Here is a 20,045-nt window from a genome sequence, read left to right on the forward strand (position 1 = left end):
CCTTCTTTCGCGGCCCGCCGCCATCGCCTAAGCTGCCGCGCGTCGTCCGGAGACTAACGCCTACATGTTGAAACCGATCGCCCTTATCCTTGCATGCCAGCTTGCCGGCGAAGCCGTCGCGCACGGTTTCGGCATGCCCGTGCCCGGCCCCGTCATCGGGCTGCTCCTTCTCTTCGCTCTACTTCTGGCAACCGGCAGCGCCGGCCGCGGCGTACTCGACGCGGGGCCGGACGGTGCGCTGGGCGGCGTGGCCGACAAGATCCTCGGCATGCTGGGACTTCTGTTCGTTCCGGCCGGCGTCGGGCTTGTGGATCATCTCGGGCTGCTGTCCGGCAATGCCTTGGCCTTCGCCGCGATCCTGGTCGTTTCGGTGGTGGTGACGCTGCTGGTGACGGTCGTCACCTTCGTGGGGGTCCACCGGCTGACGAAAGGCCGGGGCGACGCATGATCGGCACGCCGACCCCCTTCGAGCTGTGGGCCTATTTGTCCGCATCCCCGCTGCTGTGGCTGACGGTGACGCTGCTGGCCTGGCTGGTTGCCGACGAGATCGCCATCCGCACGGGCCGCAATCCCGCGGCCAACCCGGTATTGATCGCCATTCTCATCATCGCGGCGCTTCTGACCATCACGGGCACGCCGTATCGAAGCTATTTCGACGGTGCGCAGTTCGTCCATTTTCTGCTGGGCCCCGCAACCGTGGCCCTCGCCATTCCGCTGTATCGCGCACGCCGCGTCATCATGGACAATTTCGTGCCCCTGCTGGCCGCCCTGGTCATCGGTTCGGCAACGGCCATCGCCGTCACCGTACTGATGGCGCGGTGGCTGGACCTACCGCAGGTGGCCATCCTGTCGCTTGCGCCGAAATCGGCGACGGCCCCCGTTGCCATGGGTATCTCGCAGGCCATTGGCGGCCAGCCGGCGCTGACGGCCGCCATGTGCATCCTGACGGGCATCATCGGCGCCCTGATCGTCACGCCGATGATGAACGCCCTGCGCATCCGCAACTATGCCGCGCGCGGCTTCGCCGTGGGGCTCGCCTCGCATGGCATCGGCACGGCGCGCGCCTTTACCGTCGATTCCCTGGCCGGGGCCTTCGCTGGTATCGCCATGGGACTGAACGCGCTGACCACCTCGATCATCCTGCCGCCGCTGGTTGGACTGCTGATGCGTTGATGCGTCAGTTCAACCGCCCCTGCCGACACCGCTCATAGGCGCGGTCTGCGGCGCGCTCGGCCGTCTGCCGCGTCATCAGGCGCGACGACAGGCTGCCGCGATCGTCCGAATAGTCTTCCAGCGCGTTGTAATAGGTCTGGCGCGCATAATTGTCGCAACGCGACACGGGGGCGTCGTCGGGTGCAACGATTTCGCCGCGAAAAGCCGTCGCACCGCCGGCGACGGTGCATCCCGACAGCATCAGGACCGCTATCGAGAGTGTGGATAAGGTGCGCATTGCGGTTCCTCCGCTGTCGGATCTCCGGCGCCCGGCCGGCTTCGCTTGGCTGGCGCAAGGTTTAAGGCGGAAAATGGTCGATCCGAAGGACAAGGCGAGAGGACAGATGACCATTTCCGGCCACAACGAAACGCTGGTGACGACCCGTTTCCGGACACACGGCTATGCGGGCGCGTTGCTGTTTACCTTCTGCCCGCCCATCTTCCTGTATGAGACCTACCAGCTCTTCTATACGACGGCGATGGAAGACAATCCCCTGATCGGGCTCTTTGCCGCCGCCGCGCTTATCCTGTCCTTCGCCAGCGTGCCGCTGATGCTGATCGGCCGCCGGCAGCGCTATGTCCTCGTTTCCGTTCCCGGCCCGGCAACAGGCGACGTCGTTTGAGGCCAGGGGGGTGCCGCAGACAGGGCGGCGCCCTATCCTTCCGTTGCATGACGACCAAACGAAGGGGAAAGACATGCGCGCCCTGATCATGGCGGGTCTCTCCGCATTCGCCATCCTTACATCCGGCGCGCTGGCGGACGAGCCCGCCGGCATGGCGCCGGTGGGCGCCTGGACGGTCGAGACGATCGGCGATGCCGGCGTGCTGGACCAGAGCGAGCCATCGCTGATCATCCAGGCGGATGGCCGCGTCAACGGCTCCAGCGGTTGCAACCGCTACAGTGGAACGGCCACGCTGGCCGATGACGAGATGGGTTTCGGGGCGCTTGCCTCCACACGCATGGCCTGCGCCGGTGCGGTGATGGAGCAGGAGCGGGCCTTTCTCTCAGCGCTGGAAAGCGTCACCGGGTGGCGTGAGGATGCCGATGGCCGCCTTGTGCTGCTGGGTGCCGACGGCACCAGCCTGATGGTGCTGGTGCGCGGCACCAACGCCTGAGCGCGTAGCTCAGGCGAGATACTGGCCGCCATTCACCGTTACGGTGGAACCGGTGACGAAGCCGGCATCCTCGTCCACCAGGAAAAGCACGGTGCGGGCGATCTCGTCCGCCTGCCCCAACCTGCCGACGGGGATCTGCGGCAGGATATGCTTCTGCATGACATCGTCGGAGATCGTCGACATCATGTCGGTGTCGATATAGCCGGGGCAGATGGCGTTGACCGTGATGCCCTTGCGGGCGCCCTCCTGGGCAAGCGCCTTGGTGAAGCCAATATCCCCGGCCTTGGCGGCCGAGTAGTTCACCTGGCCCATCTGGCCCTTCTGGCCGTTGATCGACGAGATGTTGACGATGCGGCCGAACTCGCGCTCTCGCATCCCCTCCCAGACAAGGCGGCTCATGTTGAAGAGGCCGGTCAGGTTGGTGGCCACGACCTCGTTCCATTGCTGCGGCGTCATCTTGTGGAACATCGCGTCCCGCGTGATGCCGGCATTGTTGACGAGGATGTCCGGCGCGCCCAGCGCCTCCGTGACGGCGGCGACGCCGCGCCCGCAGGAATCATAGTCGGATACGTCCCATCGGAAGGTGGCGATGCCTGTATCCGCCGTGAAGCGTTCCGCCACCGCTTCGTTGCCGCAGTAATTGGCGGCGACCTTGTAGCCCGCCGCCGCAAGCGCCCTGGCGATGGCCGCGCCGATACCGCGCGTGCCACCGGTTACGATTGCCGTCCTCTGCATGCGCATGTCCTCCCACTCGACGCCGCCGGCCTTGCTGCCAGGCGATTCTTTTTCTCACATGGCTTCGAAACACATGGCGATGCCCATGCCGCCACCGATGCAGAGGGTGGCCAGCCCCTTGCGCGCGCCCCGCCGCTGCATCTCGAACAGCAGCGTGTTGGCGATCCGCGCGCCGGAGGCGCCCACCGGATGCCCAATGGCGATGGCGCCTCCATTCACGTTGACGATGTCCGGGTTCCATCCAAGATCCTTGTTGACCGCGCAGGCCTGCGCCGCAAAGGCTTCGTTTGCCTCGATGAGTTCGAGGTCCTCGATCGACCAGCCGGCCTTTTCCAGCGCCCTGCGGGATGCGGGGATGGGGCCGGACCCCATCAACGCCGGGTCCACGCCGGCCGTCGCCCAGGATACGATGCGCGCCATCGGCGACAGTCCACGGCGTGAGGCCTCGTCCTCGGACATCAGCACCAAGGCGGCCGCACCGTCATTGATGCCGGAGGCGTTCGCCGCCGTGACGGAACCCTCCTTGTCGAAGGCCGGCCGCAGCTTCTGCACCTTGTCCAGCGTCGTGCCGGGTTTGATGTATTCGTCCTGGTCGACGACCGTGTCGCCCTTGCGGCCCGCCACCGTGAAGGGCACGATCTCGTCGCGGAAACGGCCTTCCCCTTGCGCCTTCTCGGCCTTGTTCTGCGAGGCCACGGCAAAGCCGTCCTGCTCGTCGCGCGTGATCTGCCACTGGCGGGCGACGTTTTCGGCGGTGATCCCCATGTGATAGCCGTGGAAGGCGTCGATCAGGCCGTCCTTCAGCATCGTATCCACCAGCTTCAGGTCACCCATCTTCTGCCCACCGCGCAGATGCGCCGCATGCGGCGCCATGGACATCGATTCCTGCCCCCCGGCCACGATGACGCGGGCATCGCCCAGGGCAATCTGCTGCATTCCCAGCGCCACGGCACGCAGGCCCGAGCCGCAAAGCTGGTTCAGCGCCCAGGCCGTGGTTTCCTTCGGGCATCCGGCCTTCATCGCCGCCTGCCGGGCCGGGTTCTGTCCCTCGCCCGCCTGCAGGATCTGACCCAGGATCACTTCGTCCACCTCGGCTGCGTCCACGCCGGCGCGTGCGAGCGCAGCACCGATCGCTGCGGCGCCCAGTTCATGCGCCGGCACATTGGCGAAGGCGCCGTTGAACGCGCCGACCGGCGTGCGGGCGGCGCCCACGATGACGATGGATTGAGCGGCACTCATGATGAAAATTCCTCCTTTAAGGCAGGTCGAGCCTGCCCTTCCCGCCCATCAAAACCCGGACGCGGGACTTTGTGAAGGGACGGCACGGTACAAAAGAGCATCCTCGCATGACAAAGGTTTGGATTGCCGCGCTATGACCGGTATGTTCTTTTAGGCAGTGCAGCATTCGCCCGCAGAGGCGAAGCGGCATCGCGGAGGCGCAATGCTCGGGAGAGAGACTATGGCTCGCAGGAACGAAACGACGGTCATCAAGAAATACGCAAACAGGCGTCTCTACAACACCGGCACCAGCATGTACGTGACGCTGGAAAACCTGGCCGCGATGGTGAAGGGCAACGAGGATTTCGTCGTCCAGGACGCCAAGACTGGCGAAGACATCACCCATTCCGTCCTGACGCAGATCATTTTCGAGCAGGAAAACAAGAACGGCCAGAACCTGATGCCGATCACCTTCCTGCGCCAGCTCATACGCTTCTACGGCGATCAGATGCAGATGGTGATCCCGGCCTATCTGGAACAGTCGATGACGTCCTTCTCGCACGAGCAGGAGCGCTTCCGGACCAACCCGGCGGAGGCGGTCGCGCAGACGACGCGGCTGATCGAGGATCAGGTGCGCCGCAACACGGAACTGTTCCGCCAGGCGATGAGCGTCTTCAACCCCTTCATCGCCAATGCCATGACCGAGGGGCAGCCGGCGCCCAACGGAACCGCGCACACGGCCGGGAAGGCGGGCGGCGGTGCATCCCCCGCGGATGACCTTGCAGCCATGCGGCAGGAGCTTGCCGACATGCAGAAGCGTATCGAGGCGCTCGACTCCCGCAAAAGCTGAAACCCGCTTTGCCGCAACGCAAGAAGGCCGGTGCATGCACCGGCCTTCCCGTCAACATCGAACCATTCGGGCCGAGCAACGGCCCTTCCGGTTAAACTTAGTCCTGAGCCTTCAGAACCTGGCGGCCGCGATAGACGCCCGTCTTCAGGTCGATGTGGTGCGGGCGGCGCAGCTCGCCCGAGTTCTTGTCCGTGACGTAGGTCGGGGCGCTCAGCGCATCGGCCGAGCGGCGCATGCCACGCTTGGAGGGCGTCGTCTTTCTTTTGGGTACGGCCATGTCGTGCTCCGTGGCGATGACGGCCCGGGCCCCATCGCTTGTCTGTCCTGTTGTCGCCATCGGCATCGGGCTCGATCGGCTCCGGCACCGTCCACGTTGCAGCCGACCGTGGATCGCCCTTGAGCAATCCCACGTATTCACCTGCATCGGGGAAATCGTGACAGCCCAATACCAAAAGCGGCGACGAAAGAAAAGTCCCCCTGCCCGCTTCGTACCATCAGCGCCCGAGGTCCAGGCACTGGGTGTAATCTCCCGATGCCCGGGCCCGCGCCTGGATGCGATCCGCCATCCGCGCCAGCCCGGCGCTTGGCTTTGCCGGATCGCGTGACAGAGGCGACGGCAGCGTCACTGCCAGAAGCGCCGCCTGCCGGCTTGAAAGGTCGGCAGCGGGGCGGTTGAAATAGTAGCGCGACGCGGCCTCGATGCCGTAGACGCCGGGCCCCCATTCGGCAACGTTGAGATAGATTTCCATCATGCGGCGCTTGGTCCACATCGTGTCCGCATACATGGCCAGGGGCAGTTCAAGCCCCTTGCGCACATAGGAACGACCGTTCCACAGGAACAGGTTCTTCACCGTCTGCATGGGTATGGTGGAGGCGCCCCGGCTGGGTCCGTCGCTACTGAAGGCGCGGTCCATCACCCCGGCGAACTCGGCCCAGTCGACGCCTCCATGGGCGCAGAACTGGCCGTCTTCCGACATCATCACCGAGCGGACGAGCACAGGTGCGATGTCCTCCAGCGGCACCCACTGCCTGTCATAGGGCTGGAAGGCAAAATGCTCCGAGAGCATCAGAGTCGATACGGGGCGCGTGGTCGGCATCGCGTAGATCGGCACCAGCACCAGCGGCAACGCCACGACGGCCAGGATCAGCAGCACTGCGAATCGCTTCAGCCGCCCGCCGAACGTTCGCTTCCGCACCTGCGGTTTCCTTTCCGGTTCAGCATCGAGGTTCAGTTCGCTCATGTCCCCACATCGCCTGCCGGCACTGCGCCGCGCCTAAAGGCCTTGCCCGCCGACGGCCAGTCCGGCACACGGGGAGTTCCCGCATAAGCATGGTCAGGAACGCGCCTCGTGACAAGCTCCTATTCCCCGGCATTCTCCGACAGGCTCAACGCAACCGCCGCGGCGGTGGAGACGGCTTTGGCCGGCACCTTGTCGGCATCCACGCCGCTTCTGGCGGACATGCCGGACCGGCTTGCCGATGCGATGCGCTACGGCTCACTCGGCGGCGGCAAGCGGCTTCGCCCATTCCTGACCCTCGAATCGGCGGCGCTTTTCGGCGTTCCGCCGGCTGGTGCGGCGCAGGTTGCAGCCGCGCTGGAATGCATCCACTGCTATTCGCTCATCCATGACGACCTGCCCGCCATGGATGACGATGATGTGAGGCGCGGCCGTCCGACGGTGCACAAGGCCTTCGACGAGGCCACGGCCATCCTTGCGGGCGACGGCCTTCTGACACTCGCCTTCGGGCTTGTCGCTCAAGCGGAAGACCTGTCGCCCGCGGCACGGCTGAGCCTCGTTGTGCTTCTGTCGCGCGATGCCGGGGCGGCCGGCATGGCCGGTGGCCAGATGCTCGACCTCATGGCCGAGACCGTTACTCTGGACGAGGCGTCCATCGCCCGCATGCAGGCGATGAAGACCGGCGCGCTGATCGCCTTCGCCTGCGAAGCCGGCGCCGTGCTGATGGATGCCTCGCCGGCCGACCGCGCACGGTTGCGCCGCTTCGGGGAAGTGGTCGGGCTCGCCTTCCAGCTTGCCGACGACCTTCTGGACGAGACGGCCGATGCGGCGACGCTGGGCAAGGCCGCCGGCAAGGATAGGGACAGGGGCAAGAAGACGCTGCCGGCGTTGCACGGGCTGCAATGGACGCGCGATCGCCTGTCGCAATTGGTGTCGGAGGCGGAGGACCTTCTGTCACCCTTCGGCGAGGCGGGCGCCACCCTCTGCGAAACCGCCCGCTTCATTGCGGGGCGCGACCGCTGAAGCGTCAGTTGCGCAGCACGACGCAGGCGCCTCCATCGCCGCGCAGGCGGGTGCAGATGGCATTGGCCTGTGCCCGGCTGTCGGCTCCCACCCGCACCGCGGTGATACGGCGCGGACCGGAAGCCGGGCGGGCGCGCATCAGGATCGGATCGACACCGCCCAGGATCGCCGGGTGGGCATCCTGCAGCCGCCGGTAGATGCGCAGTGCAATAGCCTCGTTGACATGGCCGGCCACCTGCACGCCCCATGGCCGCATCGGCGCGCTTTCCGCCAGCGCGAAGACCGCGCGCGTCTCCATGATCGGCAGCCGCCGGCACGAATCCTCGAAAGACAAGGCCGCGTCCAGCGGCTTTGCTTCGAAATCGCGGCCCACCTCGTCCCGAAACCAGGAAGCGGGATAGGCGGTGATCGACAGGACATAGTCTTCCGTCTCGAAGGGCAGCCGGCCACCCGCCCGCATCCAGCGCTTCACCCGGTTGATGCCGCCATTATAGGCGGCTGCGGCAAGGCCCCACGAGCCGAGCTCGGCCTTCAGGTCGCGCAGATAGCTGGCGGAATGCGGGATCGCCTGCTTCGGGTCGAACGGGTCTTCTAGGCCGCGCTCGGCCGCCGTATAGGGCATGAACTGGGCGATGCCGCGCGCCCCGACCGGCGAGATCGCCCCGGCATCGAAGCGGCTCTCCTTCCAGATCAGGCGGGCGAAGAAATCCGGCGACATGCCCGCCTCGGCGGCATTGTCCGCTATGAGATCGCAGATCGCACCGACGGGCGAGTCGGCTTCGGCCTCTTCGGCGAGCGTGCCCACGGCGCCAAGCGCCCAGACCGTCGCGGCAACCGGCAAAAGGCGAAGCCACCGCAACCGACCGGCCCCTATTGTGCGGCGACCGGCCTGCCGAAGCGCCGCTCGATGTAGTCGGCCACCATGACGCGGAATTCTTCGGCGATATGCGCGCCGCGCAGCGTCGCCACCTTCTGCCCCTCTATGTAGACGGGCGCGGACGGGACTTCGGCAGTGCCGGGCAGGGAAATGCCGATATCGGCGTGCTTGGATTCGCCGGGGCCGTTGACGATGCACCCCATCACGGCAACCGACAGGCTTTCCACTCCGGGATATCGGTCACGCCATTCCGGCATGGCGGCCCGGATATCGGATTGGATCGTCTCGGCCAGTTCCTGGAAGAGGGTCGAGGTGGTGCGTCCGCAGCCGGGGCAAGCCGCGACGATGGGTATGAACTGGCGGAAGCCCATCGTCTGCAGGATCTCCTGCGCCACCTGCACCTCGCGCGTGCGGTCGCCGCCGGGCTCCGGCGTCAGCGACACGCGGATCGTATCGCCGATGCCCTCCTGCAGCAGGATGCCCATTGCGGCCGACGAAGCGACGATGCCCTTCGAGCCCATGCCGGCCTCGGTCAGGCCCAGATGAATGGCGTGGTCGGTGCGCCGCGACAGGTCGCGGTAGACGGCGATCAGGTCCTGCACGTTCGACACCTTGGCGGACAGGATGATGCGCTCGCGCGCCAGCCCCGTTTCTTCCGCCAGCGCCGCCGAATGCAAGGCGGACTGGATGATCGCCTCGCGCATGACGGCCCTGGCGGGGCGCGGCGTCGGCAGGTGGTTGTTCTCGTCCATCAGGCGCGTCAGCAACTCCTGGTCGAGAGAGCCCCAGTTGACGCCGATACGCACGGGCTTGTCGTGGCGGATCGCCATTTCCACGATATCGATGAACTGCCGATCCTTCTTGTCCTTGAAGCCGACATTGCCCGGGTTGATGCGATACTTGGCCAGCGCGGCCGCGCAATCGGGATAATCGGCCAAGAGCTTGTGGCCGATATAATGGAAGTCGCCCACCAGCGGCACGTCGAGGCCGAGCCTTTCGAGGCGCTCGCGGATACGCGGCACCGCCGCGGCCGATTCCGGCCTGTCCACGGTGATGCGCACGATTTCCGAGCCGGCCTGCGCAAGTTGCGCCACCTGCCTGACCGTCGAATCGATATCCGCGGTATCGGTGTTGGTCATGGACTGGACCACCACGGGTGCGCCTCCGCCGACACGCACGCCACCCACATCGACGCCCACCGTGGGCCGGCGTGGCAACGGGTCTGCGATAATATCCTGCATCATGGTCATGGATGGCGTCCGGGCTTGCCTATGGTCGTGCACACCATATAGGGCTTCACCGGGCGGGAAAATGGCAGGCGGCGATCACCGTCGCGCCTGCCCGGATGTCATGCAATCGGAAACCACCCATGTCCTTCGGCGCAATCGTCAATCTCGCCGCTCTTCTTCTCTTCATCGCAGCCTGGCCGGTTTGGCCCTGGTCGCGCACTCTCAGCCCGCGGCCGGCCATCGTGGCCGGCATCGTCCTGACGATCGCCGTGCTCGCATGGGTGACGCAGATCATCTGATCGTGACTGCCCGCAGCCCGATGGAACCGGCAGCCTGCCAGCGGCCTTTTACAGGGAAGCAACAGTATTCGCGGAGCTGCGTGACATGTCCCTCGGAACGATCCTCGTCATCATTCTCGTACTGCTTCTCATCGGCGCGTTCCCCAGCTGGGGCCATTCGCGCAGCTGGGGATACGGGCCGAGCGGCATTCTTGGCTTTATTTTGATCGTCGTGCTGATCCTTTTGCTGCTCGGCCGGATCTAGAGCCCTCATATCGTTGCCCGTCAGGCAAAGCTGACCAGAAGATCCTTGGCGTCGATCTGGTCGCCGGCCTTTACATTGACCGACTCGATGACACCGTCGCGCTCGGCATGGAGCGCCGTTTCCATCTTCATCGCCTCGATGGACAGAAGCACGTCGCCGGCCCTGACGCTTTGCCCCGGTGATACAGACAGCGTCGAGACGACACCGGGCATCGGCGCGCCGATCTGGTTGGCGTTTGCCGGGTCCACCTTGGCGCGCGCGATCACCGAGTCTGCGCGCGAGCGATCCGGAACCTTGATACGCCGCGGCTGGCCATTCAACTCGAAGAAGACGGTGCGCATCCCCTTTTCGTCCGTATCGCCGATGCCCAGGCAACGCACCACCAGCGTCTTGCCGCGCTCCAGGTCGACGAGGATCTCCTCCTCCTGCGCGATGCCGTAGAAGTAATTCAGGGTCGGCAGCATGGAGACGGGCCCGTACCGATCCGCCGCAAGGGCGAAATCGGTGAAGACCTTGGGATACATCAGGTAGCTGGCGAAGGCCTGGTCGTCGATCTCGCCCCCCAGCTTCTCCTCGACAGCGCGCCGCTCCGCATCGAGGTCGGCGGGGGCAATCAGCGCGCCGGGCCGCACGGTGATCGGCTTATCGCCCTTCAGAGCCTTTTTCTGCAGCGCTTCGGGCCAGCCGGCCGGAGGCTGGCCGAGATCGCCCCTCAGCATCGAGACGACCGATTCCGGAAAGGCGATCTCGCGAGCCGGGTCCTGCACCTCGGCGACGGTCAGATCCTGCGATACCATCATCAGGGCCATGTCGCCGACCACCTTGGACGACGGCGTAACCTTGACGATGTCGCCGAACATCCGGTTCACGTCCGCATAGGTCTGCGCCACCTGATGCCAGCGCGTATCGAGCCCGAGCGAGCGCGCCTGCTCCTTGAGGTTGGTGAACTGCCCGCCCGGCATCTCATGCAGATAGACCTCCGATGCCGGCCCCTTGAGGTCGCTTTCGAAGGCGGCATACTGTCCGCGCACCCCCTCCCAGTAGAAGGAGATGCGCCGGATGGCCTCCTGCGACAGGCCGGGGTCGCGCTCGCTGCCCTCCAGCGCCGCGACGATGGAGCCGAGGCAGGGTTGCGAGGTGTTGCCGGACAGCGCGTCCATGGCGGCATCCACCGCATCGACGCCGCTTTCGATCGCGGCCAGCACCGTGGCCGCCGCGATGCCCGAAGTGTCGTGCGTGTGGAAATGGATGGGGATCGAAATCTCGTCCTTCAGGGCCCGGAACAGCGCGCGCGCCGCAGCCGGCTTGAGCAGGCCGGCCATGTCCTTGACGCCGAGGATGTGCGCACCGGCGCTTTCCAGTTCCCTGGCCAGATCGACATAATATTTCAGGCTGTAGGTCGGCCGGCTTTCATCGAACAGGTCGGCCGTGTAGCAGAGTGCGCCTTCGCACAATTTGTCCGCCTCCAGCACCGCATCCATCGACACGCGCATGTTCTCGACCCAGTTGAGGCAGTCGAACACGCGGAACAGGTCGATGCCGCCCCGTGCCGCCTCGGCCACGAAGCGCTTGACGACATTATCGGGATAGTTGGTGTAGCCGACCCCGTTGGAGCCGCGCAGCAGCATCTGCAGCAGGATGTTGGGGGCACGCTGGCGGATCAGCGCCAGCCGCTCCCAGGGGTCTTCCGTCAGGAAGCGCATGGAGACGTCGAATGTGGCGCCGCCCCAGCATTCGAGGCTGAGCAGTTGCGGCAGGCCCCGTGCATAGGAATCGGCCACCGCTGCGATGTCGAAGGTGCGCATGCGGGTGGCCAGAAGCGACTGGTGGCCATCGCGCATGGTGGTGTCCGTCATCAACACCTGCTTCTGGGCCAGCATCCAGTCGGCAAAGCCGCGCGGACCCAGCTCGTCCAGCTTCTGGCGCGTTCCGGGCGCGATCTCGGCATGGAACAGCGGCGCCTGCGGGCGGCGCAGGTCGGCCGCCGGCCGCGGCCTCCCCCGCGTTTCGGGATGGCCGTTGACCGTGACATCGGCAAGATAGGTCAGGAGCTTGGTTGCGCGGTCACGCCGGCGCACCTGCCGGAACAGGTCCGGCGTCGTATCGATGAAGCGGGTCGTATAGCTGTTGTCGCGAAATTGCGGGTGGCCGATGATCGCTTCCAGAAAGGTCAGGTTGGTAGCCACGCCCCGGATGCGGAACTCGCGCAGGGCGCGGTCCATCCGCGCGATGGCCTCCTCGGCCGTCGGGGCCCAGGCTGTCACCTTTTCCAGCAGCGGATCGTAGAAGCGCGTAATCACCGCTCCCGAATAGGCGGTGCCGCCATCGAGCCGGATGCCGAAGCCCGTTGCCCCGCGATAGGCGGTGATGCGGCCGTAATCCGGTATGAAATTGTGCTCCGGATCCTCCGTCGTGATGCGGCATTGCAGCGCGTGGCCGTTCAGCTTGATGTCGTCCTGCGCCGGTACGCCCGATTCCGGCGTGCCGATGGCATGCCCGTCCAGAATGTGGATCTGCGCCTTCACGATGTCGATGCCGGTGACTTCCTCCGTCACCGTATGCTCGACCTGGATGCGCGGATTGACCTCGATGAAGTAGAACGCGTCGGTATCGGCATCCATCAGGAATTCCACCGTGCCGGCGCCGACATAGTCGGTGGCCTCGGCGATCCTGCGGGCATGGGCCGCTAGTTCGCGGCGCTGGCGATCGGACAGATATGGTGCCGGCGCCCGCTCCACCACCTTCTGGTTGCGTCGCTGGATCGAGCAGTCCCGCTCGAACAGGTCCACCACATTGCCGTGCGTATCGCCGAGAACCTGCACTTCCACATGGCGGGCGCGCTCGACGAGCTTCTCGAGATAGACTTCGTCCTTGCCGAAGGCGGCCCGCGCCTCGCGCTTGCCTTCCGTCACCTCGCGTTCAAGATCGGCTTCGGCCCGGATGGCGCGCATGCCGCGTCCGCCACCGCCCCACGACGCCTTGAGCATCACAGGGTAGCCGATCTGCGCCGCCAGCCGGCGCACCTCTGCCATATCGTCGGGCAAGGGGTCGGTCGCCGGCACCACCGGCACGCCCACCTCGATGGCCAGGTTGCGCGCCGCCACCTTGTTTCCGAGGCGGCGCATCGTATCCGGCCGTGGGCCGATGAAGGTTATGCCGGCTTCGGCGCAGGCATCGGCAAATTCCGGGCTTTCGGAAAGCAGGCCATAGCCCGGATGGATCGCGTCGGCGCCGGAGGTGCGTGCAACGCGGATGATCTCCTCGATCGACAGATAGCTTTCGATGGGGCCAAGGTCGCGCGTCAAATGCGGCCCACGGCCGATCTGGTAGGATTCGTCGGCCTTGAAGCGATGGAGGGCGTACTTGTCTTCCTCTGCCCACACGGCAACCGTCTTCAGGCCCAACTCGTTGGCGGCCCGAAACACCCGGATGGCGATTTCGGACCGGTTAGCGACCAGGATCTTGGCTATCGTCACGGAACGTCCCCTCCACTGCACATATGCGAGCCGTCAGGCCCATTTTTGTTGCAGCGCAAGATTGAGGGGCGTTCACGCGAGATTGCAAGCAGGATTCCGCGAACGGACGTTCACCCGCGCGGCGTACTCAAAAGGGCCAGCGGCACGCCGTCGAACAGCTCCTCCAGGCGCAGTTCGCGGTCCAGCGTCACCGGTTTTCCCGTAACGGCGTCCGACAGGCGGCGCCCGGCCAGCACGGCCGGCACCACCACACGCGTATCCCCGACTGTGATGCCGCTCAGGTCGGAACGCCCGTCCAGAAGCGTCAGGCAAAGGCGGGGCGCCACCACGATTGCCGCATCGTCGCCGCTCAACCGGGCAAAGGCCAGAAAATGCGATGCAGCCGCGCCTTCCACCTCCAGCGGGAGATAGTCGCCGACGGTGAACAGGCCCGGCCGGGCCCCGCGCGCCGCAAGGCCGACCGCCGTCAACCGCGCCTTGGCGACGCCGTCGCGCCAGTGCGCCGCCGCGTCGCGGACCGGCTCGCCACTGCGCAGCGCCGCCAGGCGGGCATCGAAGTCGACGAGCCGGCGATTGTCCGGGTCGACGAGGCTGTTGTCGTAGAATTCCGTCCCCTGATAGATATCCGGCACGCCGGGCGCACCCAGCCGCACCAGTGTCTGGGACAGGCTCGTCAGCGCACCCGCAGCAACGAAGGGCTGTACCCGCTCCCAGAAGGGTTCAAGAAAAGCCGGTTCGAAGGCGGCGTCCACGAAGGCAAGCAGAGCCTCTTCGTAAGGCTCGTTGGGCGCGGTCCAGCTGGTGAACTGCTTGGCCTCGCGCACCGCCTTCTCCATGAAGGCACGCATCCGCTGGCGGATCTCGTCGCGGGCCGTGGCATCCCTGGGGTCGAAGTCGGCAGGCAGGACGCCCAGCAAGGACTGGTAGAAGCCCCATTCGGTCGCCGGGTCCGGCGACAGGCCACCATCGTCGAGGCTGACCCGGTACGGCGCCAGCGCATCGGCCGCATAGCGCACGATCTCGTTCCAGGCGTCGGGCGCCTCGCTGATCGTGTAGATGCGGGCCCGCGCATCTTCACCGCGCTTGGTATCGTGCGTCGACAGTGCCAGGAGCCCTTCGGGCTGGTCTTCCAGCCGGATCTGCATCGCCGTGTGGAAAGCGTCGATATCGGCCCCGTAATGGTCGGGCTCTCCTCCGACTTCGTTGAGGGCGATCAGGCGGTTCCACCGGTAGAAGACGGTATCCTCGACCGCCTTGGCCATCACCGCACCGGTGGTCTGCTGGAAGCGGCGGGTGAAGTCGAGTGCGCCGGCCATGGCTGCGCCATCCTCGAAGTCGAGTTTCAAGAGCCGACCGACGAAGGCGACCGGCTCGTCCGCTTCCACCTTGCGGGCGGCCTGCACCCATGCGACCGCGCCATCGATGATCTCGATGTCTTCGGCCGGAATGCCGTCGATACCGGAATAGGTCCGATAGACCGGCAGCGCCGTCGCGAATTCGAGGATCGAGCGTTGCAGCGTGTCGGGCCCGAAGTCGCGCGTCGCCAGGCCCTGGCGGGCGACCGAAAGGGCTATGTCGGTCAGCACAGCCAGTTCGCCGGCAAGGTTGTGGCTGAAGATGTAGCGCTTCTGCTTGTGAACCTGCGCTTCCAGCGTCGCCTCGCCGCCGACGAAGGCATCGTAGGCCTGCGTCATCGCCGCTTCCTGCGCGGCATCGACATAAAGGCCGGAGATTGCGGAGATGAACTCGTAGCCGGTGGTGCCCTCGACATTCCAGCTGCGCCGCAGGCGCTCCGGTCCCGTCAGGATCTTCTCAACATGGATCACCGCCTCGCTGGCCCCGGCCCTGTCCAGCACGGTCCTGAGATCGCCCAGATAGCCCTTCGGATCGGCGACGCCGTCGACATGGTCGATGCGGATACCGTCGAGCCGCCCCTCGCGCGCCAGCCGCACTATGGTGCGATGGCTTTCGCGGAAGACGCGCCGGACTTCCTGCCTAACCCCGATGAGGTCGGCGATCTCGAAGAAGCGGCGATAGGACAGCTTCTCCCGCGCAAGCCGCCACCAGGCCAGGCGCCAGTTCTGGCGCTCGTGCAGAGCATGCAATGCCGCCTTGTCGCCATTCACCTTGGCGACGGCCTGCTCGAAGGCGGCCAGAAAGTCGTGATCTTCCAGAAGTTCGGCGATGCGCTCGACGAGGTCGTCGCCATCGGCCGGCTCGGCACCGGCGAACAGCCGGATCAGCGGCTCGCGCTGGGGATGATCGAGAAAGCCGAAAATAGCGGGGAAGGTGCGCGGATCGACCGGCAGCTCGTAACCCGAAGTGGAAAAGCGCAGCTCACGACGGCCGATATCCAGGACGACGGCAAGATCGCCGTTTTCGAGCGCCTCCCCATAGGGCTGGCCCAGAACGGGGATGAGGATCTTTTCCGCCTCCCACGAGATGTCGAAGGTGCCCGCATGACGGCTCTCCGAACCCCAGCGCAGCACATCCTCCCACCAGCCATTGGCCGGCGAGACGCCCATATGGTTGGGCACGAAGTCCAGGATCAGGCCAAGCCCCGCATCGCGCAGGGCATAAGACAAGGCGTCAAAGCCGGCATCGCCGCCAAGCTCGGGCTCGAAGCGGTTATAGTCGACCACGTCATAGCCGTGGGTGGAGCCGGGCGACGCCTCGAAGACCGGCGAGGCGTAGAAATGGCTTATGCCGAGCTCGGTCAGATAAGGCACCAGGGCGCGGGCATCGTCGAAGCCGACGCCATTGCGAAATTGCAGCCGATAGGTTGCGGACAGCGTGCGGCTGGTCATGTGTGTCGGGGCCTTTCCTCGCGCATGGCGGCAGCCATGGCCTTGAATATCGGATGGTCTTCCAGGGCTTCGAGGGGGACTTCGCCGCGAATGCGCCAGTTGGGGTAGGCGTCGGTGGTGCCGGGCAGGTTGGGCTGGCGCAACGCCATCACCATGTCGTCCAGTTGCACGGCAAAGAGATGCGAGCGCGTCCGCGCCGCAAAGCGATGGATGGCCAGGGCCAGGTCCAGGGGCAGCGCGTCCGGCAGCGCCGACCGGTCGTTCAGCGGCCCGGCGAAATCGTCCGGCAACAACCCTTCCAGCCGCAGGGCGTGCAGCAGGGCATGGCGGTCATTGTCGCGTTCGGCCCTGTCGCGCCGCGTCGATACTTCGTCCTGGCGGCCGGCATCCGCCCGCAAGGCGATGTCGCTTGCGGCCCACCAGCCGGCCAGCGTGGCCAGATCGTGGGTAGAGATGCAGGCCAGCGAGCCGACCGGATACTGCGCGGGGGCTATGAAGCCTTCCCACTCCCGTTTTTCAAAATAGAGCACCCGATAGGACAGGATGTTGGCCGCCTTCATCACCGGCCGGAACCCTTCGGGCACGGTGCCGAGATCTTCGCCGATGACGATGCAGCCATTGGCGCGCGACGCCCTGGCCGCCACATCCACCATATCGCCCAGCGGATAGCGGACATACCCGCCGTCGCGGGCATCATGCCCGCGCGCGATCCACCACAGGCGGGCCAGCCCCATGACATGATCGATCCGCACGGCACCGGCATTCTTCATGAGGGCGTCGTAGGCTTCGGCCAATGGCCTGTAGTTGCGCTTTGCCAGCGCCTCCGGCGACAGGGGCGCCAACCCCCAGTCCTGGCCGGCGGCGTTGAACATGTCCGGCGGCGAACCGACGCGCGCATCCGGCATCGTCACGTCCGGGTCTGCCCACGTCTCCGCCCCATCGGGCGAGACGCCAACCGCGAAATCGAGATAAAGCCCGATGCTCATGCCCGCCGCCAGCGCCCGCTTCTGCGCGTTGCGAAGCTGCGTTTCGGCCGTCTGCTGCAACCATATGTGGAACAGGATGTCGCTCGCGTGCTCCGCCGCGAAGGCGCGCACCGCGTCGTGCTCCGGGTGCCGGAAGGGTTCCGGCCAACCATGCCAACCGGCGCTGCCGCCGGCGGCAGCGAAGTGCATGGACAGCGCCTCGAACAGGGCGAAATTTTCGATTGCGTCTGCATGCCGCTCGCAAAACGCGCTCAGCGCCGGCTCGTCCACGGCCTCGCCGCGATCGAAGATGCGACGCAGCACCGCCGCGCGGGCCCGGCCGGCGCGCGGATAGTCGATCAGGTCGCCGTCGAGGCCGTCGAACAGCGACGGATCTTCCGCCGCAAGCTCCGCCATCGCCTCGGCGCCGCCCGGCAGAACGTCTACCGCAATGTAAAACGGGTTCAGGAAACGGCGGGTCGATGGCGAATAGGGGCTGAAATGCCCGGGATTGGCGAAGAACAGCGCATGCAGCGGGTTGACGCCCAGGAATGCCGCCCCGGCCCTTCCGGCAATCTCGGCTAGATGGCCGAGATCCTCGAAATCGCCGAGGCCGACGGTGCGGGAGGATCGCAGGGCATAAAGCTGGCAGGTCACCCCCCAGGCCGGCTTGCCCTGCGGTGCGACGCAGGCTAGGTCCGGCACATGGCGGGCCGCCTCGAAGCGGCCCGGCTGGGCCGCGTCCGGGTCGATCCCCATGACGGTCAGGAGCGAGCGAAGCGCCGTCTCGCTCAGGCTCCTCTCATCCCCCGTCTCCGAAGTATAATGCGTCTGTATTCCGTGGCTTCTCGCAAGAGACACCAGATCATGCGTCATTCGGCCAGCCCCTCGATCACATCATGGCGACCGAGCATAAAGCCGACGCTGAATCCGCGCATCCGTCCCTCCCGCAAATCGTCGAACGTCCCGCCATGATTTGCGAAGACCTCCGTTGCCCCTTCCAGAAGGCTTGGATCGAAATCCTCGCCGATGTCCCATGGCGCGTCGTCCAGATTGGCGAAGCAGTGGTAGAAGCGGCCAGGCGCAAGCTCCCAGGAAACGATCATCGCCCGCCCGTCGACCAGCGCCTTTCCGGTGCCGCCGGGTGCGTCGGCCAGAAGGGGGAACAGATGGTCGCGGCGCGCTTCCAGAAGCTGCTGCGTGACCTGCAACCGCCGCCGGTTTACCGGCCGTTCCTTCAACGACCATTCCAGCCGCGAGGTCAGGAAGGTGGATTCCGCATTGGGATCGGGGAAGACCTCTTGCGCGTGCGGGTCCTCGAACGCCGAGAACTTGGCAAACTCGGCCTTGCGTCCGCGCGATACGGCAGCTCCCAACTCCCCATCGAAATCCGTGAAGAAACAGAATGAGTTGCAATCGCCGAACTCGTCGCCCTGGAACATCAGCGGAATCTGCGGCCCCAGCAGCAGAAGCGCCTGCAGACAATCGAAGGCCCGCGCCGAACTGAGCGAGCGGAGGCGGTCGCCGAAGGCGCGATTGCCGATCTGGTCGTGGTTCTGCAGGAAATTCACGAAGGCGGTCGGCGGCAAATGGTCGGACGTTTCCCCGACATCGCGGTCCCGATGCGGGGAATGTTCGCCCTGATAGACGAAGCCCGTCGCCAGCGCCGTTGCGATCTGCTCCACCGTGTCAAACTCGTAGTCGATGTAGTAGCCTTCGCGGTCGTTGGTCGCCAGCACATGCGCCGCATGGTGGAAATCGTCGTTCCACTCGCCGGAGATGACGGGGACGGAGCCATCCGCGCCCCGCTCGATGAAGCGGGTGATGTTGCGTTCGTCTTCGGTGGTCAGATGGACGTGGCGGTCCGGGAAGGCGGCGCGCACACGTTTGGCCAGTTCCTCCACCAGCGGCGTGTCGGTCGTATCGTGGATGGAATCGATGGCGTCCAGGCGCAGGCCGTCGATCCGGTACTCTTCCAGCCAGTACAGCGCATTCTCGATCATGAAATCGCGCACGGCCGGCTCGTCATAGGCGATGGCCGGACCCCATGGCGTATGTATTTCCGATTGGAAGAAGTCCGGCAGGTAGGAGGGGATGTAGTTCCCGTCCGGTCCGAAGTGATTGTAGACGACGTCCAGGAACACCATCAGCCCACGCTCGTGCGCCGCATCCACCAGCCGCTTCAGGCCGCGATGGCCGCCATAGACGCCGTGCGGGCAGTACAGCAGGACACCGTCATAGCCCCAGCCGCGCCGACCGCCGAACTCGGCAACCGGCAGCAGCTCGATAGCCGTAATGCCCGTGGCCTTGAGATGGTCGAGCCTTTCGATGGCGCTGTCGAACGTTCCTTCGTCGGTGAAGGTGCCGACATGCATTTCGTAGAAGACCGTCTCGTGCCAAGGCCGGCCGCGCCATGCCGAGGTGCGCCATTCATAGGCGTGCGGGTCCACCAGCCGGGACCGGCTGTGCACATCGAAGGTCTGCTCGCGCGAGGCTGGGTCCGGCACCGGCTTGCCACCGTCGACGCGGAATCCATAGGCACCGCCCACGGGTACCGCATCCGTCTTAAGACGCCACCATCCCTCGGCGTCCTTGTCCATCGCCAGGAATGCCGTTTCGTCCCCTTCGCCGGCCGCAAGCTCTACCGTTGCTGCATGCGGCGCCCAGAGCTGGAACAACGCGCCGCCATCGACCGGCCGCGCCCCCCAACTCGTCTGACAGGAAAAGCGCGTTGCGATCTGTCCACCCTCGGCCAT

Annotated in this window: 19 protein-coding genes; 8 read left to right on the top strand and 11 right to left on the bottom strand. The window is 65.8% G+C overall.

The features are described 5' to 3' along the window. Nucleotides 1–64 precede the first annotated feature (64 nt). Nucleotides 65–448, top strand: a complete 384-nt coding sequence (locus AUL31_RS14680; protein ID WP_060608226.1) for a CidA/LrgA family protein — start codon at nt 65–67, stop codon at nt 446–448. Then, nucleotides 445–1,173, top strand: coding sequence for an LrgB family protein (locus AUL31_RS14685; protein ID WP_060608231.1), 729 nt, complete (start codon nt 445–447; stop codon nt 1,171–1,173). Before AUL31_RS14680 ends, AUL31_RS14685 begins: the two co-directional genes overlap by 4 nt. 4 nt (nt 1,174–1,177) lie before the next feature. Here AUL31_RS14685 and AUL31_RS14690 read toward each other — a convergent pair whose 3' ends face one another. After that, a complete protein-coding gene (locus tag AUL31_RS14690) occupies nt 1,178–1,450 on the bottom strand; it encodes a hypothetical protein (RefSeq protein ID WP_143190267.1) in 273 nt (90 codons plus the stop codon). A 106-nt stretch (nt 1,451–1,556) separates the two neighbouring features. On the opposite strand from AUL31_RS14690, the gene AUL31_RS14695 reads away from it, so the two are divergent. Next, a complete protein-coding gene (locus AUL31_RS14695) occupies nt 1,557–1,835 on the top strand; it encodes a hypothetical protein (RefSeq protein WP_143190268.1) in 279 nt (92 codons plus the stop codon). Nucleotides 1,836–1,908: 73 nt separating this feature from the next. Beyond that, nucleotides 1,909–2,328 (top strand): META domain-containing protein, encoded by a 420-nt coding sequence (locus AUL31_RS14700; protein WP_060608243.1) that lies wholly within the window; start codon nt 1,909–1,911, stop codon nt 2,326–2,328. Nucleotides 2,329–2,337: 9 nt separating this feature from the next. Here the strand turns inward: AUL31_RS14700 and phbB are convergent, their stop codons facing one another. Together phbB and AUL31_RS14710 are read right to left on the bottom strand one after the other, a co-directional pair. Next, entirely contained in the window at nt 2,338–3,063 is a 726-nt protein-coding gene (phbB, locus tag AUL31_RS14705; protein WP_060608967.1) for an acetoacetyl-CoA reductase, read from the bottom strand. 54 nt (nt 3,064–3,117) lie between these two features. After that, on the bottom strand, nt 3,118–4,302 hold the full coding sequence (locus AUL31_RS14710) for an acetyl-CoA C-acetyltransferase (protein WP_060608246.1): 1,185 nt from the start codon (nt 4,300–4,302) through the stop codon (nt 3,118–3,120). Between the two features lie 220 nt (nt 4,303–4,522). Between AUL31_RS14710 and phaR the strand changes: the two genes are divergently transcribed. Beyond that, nucleotides 4,523–5,131 (top strand): polyhydroxyalkanoate synthesis repressor PhaR, encoded by a 609-nt coding sequence (phaR, locus tag AUL31_RS14715; protein WP_060608249.1) that lies wholly within the window; start codon nt 4,523–4,525, stop codon nt 5,129–5,131. Between the two features lie 97 nt (nt 5,132–5,228). On the opposite strand, the gene rpmF is transcribed toward phaR, so the two are convergent. Then, a complete protein-coding gene (gene rpmF, locus AUL31_RS14720; protein ID WP_039195390.1) occupies nt 5,229–5,408 on the bottom strand; it encodes a 50S ribosomal protein L32 in 180 nt (59 codons plus the stop codon). 217 nt (nt 5,409–5,625) lie between these two features. Beyond that, nucleotides 5,626–6,372: a monofunctional biosynthetic peptidoglycan transglycosylase gene (gene mtgA / locus AUL31_RS14725; protein ID WP_082646965.1), complete on the bottom strand. Its 747-nt coding sequence runs from the start codon at nt 6,370–6,372 to the stop codon at nt 5,626–5,628. Between the two features lie 108 nt (nt 6,373–6,480). Between mtgA and AUL31_RS14730 the strand changes: the two genes are divergently transcribed. Beyond that, nucleotides 6,481–7,392 carry a polyprenyl synthetase family protein gene (locus AUL31_RS14730; protein ID WP_060608252.1) on the top strand — a complete coding sequence of 304 codons (912 nt, stop codon included), beginning with the start codon at nt 6,481–6,483 and terminating at the stop codon, nt 7,390–7,392. A gap of 4 nt (nt 7,393–7,396) precedes the next feature. On the opposite strand, the gene AUL31_RS14735 is transcribed toward AUL31_RS14730, so the two are convergent. Both AUL31_RS14735 and ispG read right to left on the bottom strand, forming a co-directional pair. Next, on the bottom strand, nt 7,397–8,251 hold the full coding sequence (locus tag AUL31_RS14735) for a transglycosylase SLT domain-containing protein (RefSeq protein ID WP_060608256.1): 855 nt from the start codon (nt 8,249–8,251) through the stop codon (nt 7,397–7,399). Nucleotides 8,252–8,262: 11 nt separating this feature from the next. Then, the gene (gene ispG / locus AUL31_RS14740; RefSeq protein WP_244489419.1) at nt 8,263–9,519 is read right to left on the bottom strand and encodes a flavodoxin-dependent (E)-4-hydroxy-3-methylbut-2-enyl-diphosphate synthase; all 1,257 of its coding nucleotides are present in this window, start codon (nt 9,517–9,519) and stop codon (nt 8,263–8,265) included. Nucleotides 9,520–9,638: 119 nt separating this feature from the next. Here ispG and AUL31_RS20365 point away from each other — a divergent pair, with 119 nt between their 5' ends. Beyond that, entirely contained in the window at nt 9,639–9,797 is a 159-nt protein-coding gene (locus tag AUL31_RS20365; RefSeq protein WP_156417295.1) for a DUF3309 family protein, read from the top strand. Between the two features lie 85 nt (nt 9,798–9,882). Beyond that, nucleotides 9,883–10,041, top strand: coding sequence for a DUF3309 family protein (locus AUL31_RS20045; protein WP_073469360.1), 159 nt, complete (start codon nt 9,883–9,885; stop codon nt 10,039–10,041). A 20-nt stretch (nt 10,042–10,061) separates the two neighbouring features. Here the strand turns inward: AUL31_RS20045 and pyc are convergent, their stop codons facing one another. The 4 genes from pyc to treZ form a co-directional block, all read right to left on the bottom strand. Further along, on the bottom strand, nt 10,062–13,517 hold the full coding sequence (pyc, locus tag AUL31_RS14745; RefSeq protein WP_060608259.1) for a pyruvate carboxylase: 3,456 nt from the start codon (nt 13,515–13,517) through the stop codon (nt 10,062–10,064). 110 nt (nt 13,518–13,627) lie between these two features. Continuing rightward, nucleotides 13,628–16,324, bottom strand: a complete 2,697-nt coding sequence (treY, locus tag AUL31_RS14750) for a malto-oligosyltrehalose synthase (protein WP_060608261.1) — start codon at nt 16,322–16,324, stop codon at nt 13,628–13,630. After that, nucleotides 16,321–18,165 (bottom strand): 4-alpha-glucanotransferase, encoded by a 1,845-nt coding sequence (malQ, locus tag AUL31_RS14755; RefSeq protein WP_060608264.1) that lies wholly within the window; start codon nt 18,163–18,165, stop codon nt 16,321–16,323. The genes treY and malQ overlap by 4 nt, the downstream gene beginning before the upstream one ends. Then, on the bottom strand, nt 18,162–20,045 hold the full coding sequence (gene treZ, locus AUL31_RS14760; RefSeq protein ID WP_060608269.1) for a malto-oligosyltrehalose trehalohydrolase: 1,884 nt from the start codon (nt 20,043–20,045) through the stop codon (nt 18,162–18,164). Before treZ ends, malQ begins: the two co-directional genes overlap by 4 nt.

Source organism: Aureimonas altamirensis, from assembly GCF_001463885.1.
Taxonomy (GTDB): domain Bacteria; phylum Pseudomonadota; class Alphaproteobacteria; order Rhizobiales; family Rhizobiaceae; genus Aureimonas; species Aureimonas altamirensis.

Excerpts from the sequence above, each read along its gene's own strand:
- AUL31_RS14680 (WP_060608226.1), top strand. The coding sequence starts at position 65 with ATGTTGAAACCGATCGCCCTTATCCTTGCATGCCAGCTTGCCGGCGAA.
- AUL31_RS14685 (WP_060608231.1), top strand. The coding sequence starts at position 445 with ATGATCGGCACGCCGACCCCCTTCGAGCTGTGGGCCTATTTGTCCGCA.
- AUL31_RS14690 (WP_143190267.1), bottom strand. The coding sequence starts at position 1,450 with ATGCGCACCTTATCCACACTCTCGATAGCGGTCCTGATGCTGTCGGGA.
- AUL31_RS14695 (WP_143190268.1), top strand. The coding sequence starts at position 1,557 with ATGACCATTTCCGGCCACAACGAAACGCTGGTGACGACCCGTTTCCGG.
- AUL31_RS14700 (WP_060608243.1), top strand. The coding sequence starts at position 1,909 with ATGCGCGCCCTGATCATGGCGGGTCTCTCCGCATTCGCCATCCTTACA.
- phbB (WP_060608967.1), bottom strand. The coding sequence starts at position 3,063 with ATGCAGAGGACGGCAATCGTAACCGGTGGCACGCGCGGTATCGGCGCG.
- AUL31_RS14710 (WP_060608246.1), bottom strand. The coding sequence starts at position 4,302 with ATGAGTGCCGCTCAATCCATCGTCATCGTGGGCGCCGCCCGCACGCCG.
- phaR (WP_060608249.1), top strand. The coding sequence starts at position 4,523 with ATGGCTCGCAGGAACGAAACGACGGTCATCAAGAAATACGCAAACAGG.
- rpmF (WP_039195390.1), bottom strand. The coding sequence starts at position 5,408 with ATGGCCGTACCCAAAAGAAAGACGACGCCCTCCAAGCGTGGCATGCGC.
- mtgA (WP_082646965.1), bottom strand. The coding sequence starts at position 6,372 with ATGAGCGAACTGAACCTCGATGCTGAACCGGAAAGGAAACCGCAGGTG.
- ispG (WP_244489419.1), bottom strand. The coding sequence starts at position 9,519 with ATGACCATGATGCAGGATATTATCGCAGACCCGTTGCCACGCCGGCCC.
- AUL31_RS20365 (WP_156417295.1), top strand. The coding sequence starts at position 9,639 with ATGTCCTTCGGCGCAATCGTCAATCTCGCCGCTCTTCTTCTCTTCATC.
- AUL31_RS20045 (WP_073469360.1), top strand. The coding sequence starts at position 9,883 with ATGTCCCTCGGAACGATCCTCGTCATCATTCTCGTACTGCTTCTCATC.
- treY (WP_060608261.1), bottom strand. The coding sequence starts at position 16,324 with ATGACCAGCCGCACGCTGTCCGCAACCTATCGGCTGCAATTTCGCAAT.
- malQ (WP_060608264.1), bottom strand. The coding sequence starts at position 18,165 with ATGACGCATGATCTGGTGTCTCTTGCGAGAAGCCACGGAATACAGACG.
- treZ (WP_060608269.1), bottom strand. The coding sequence starts at position 20,045 with ATGGCCGAGGGTGGACAGATCGCAACGCGCTTTTCCTGTCAGACGAGT.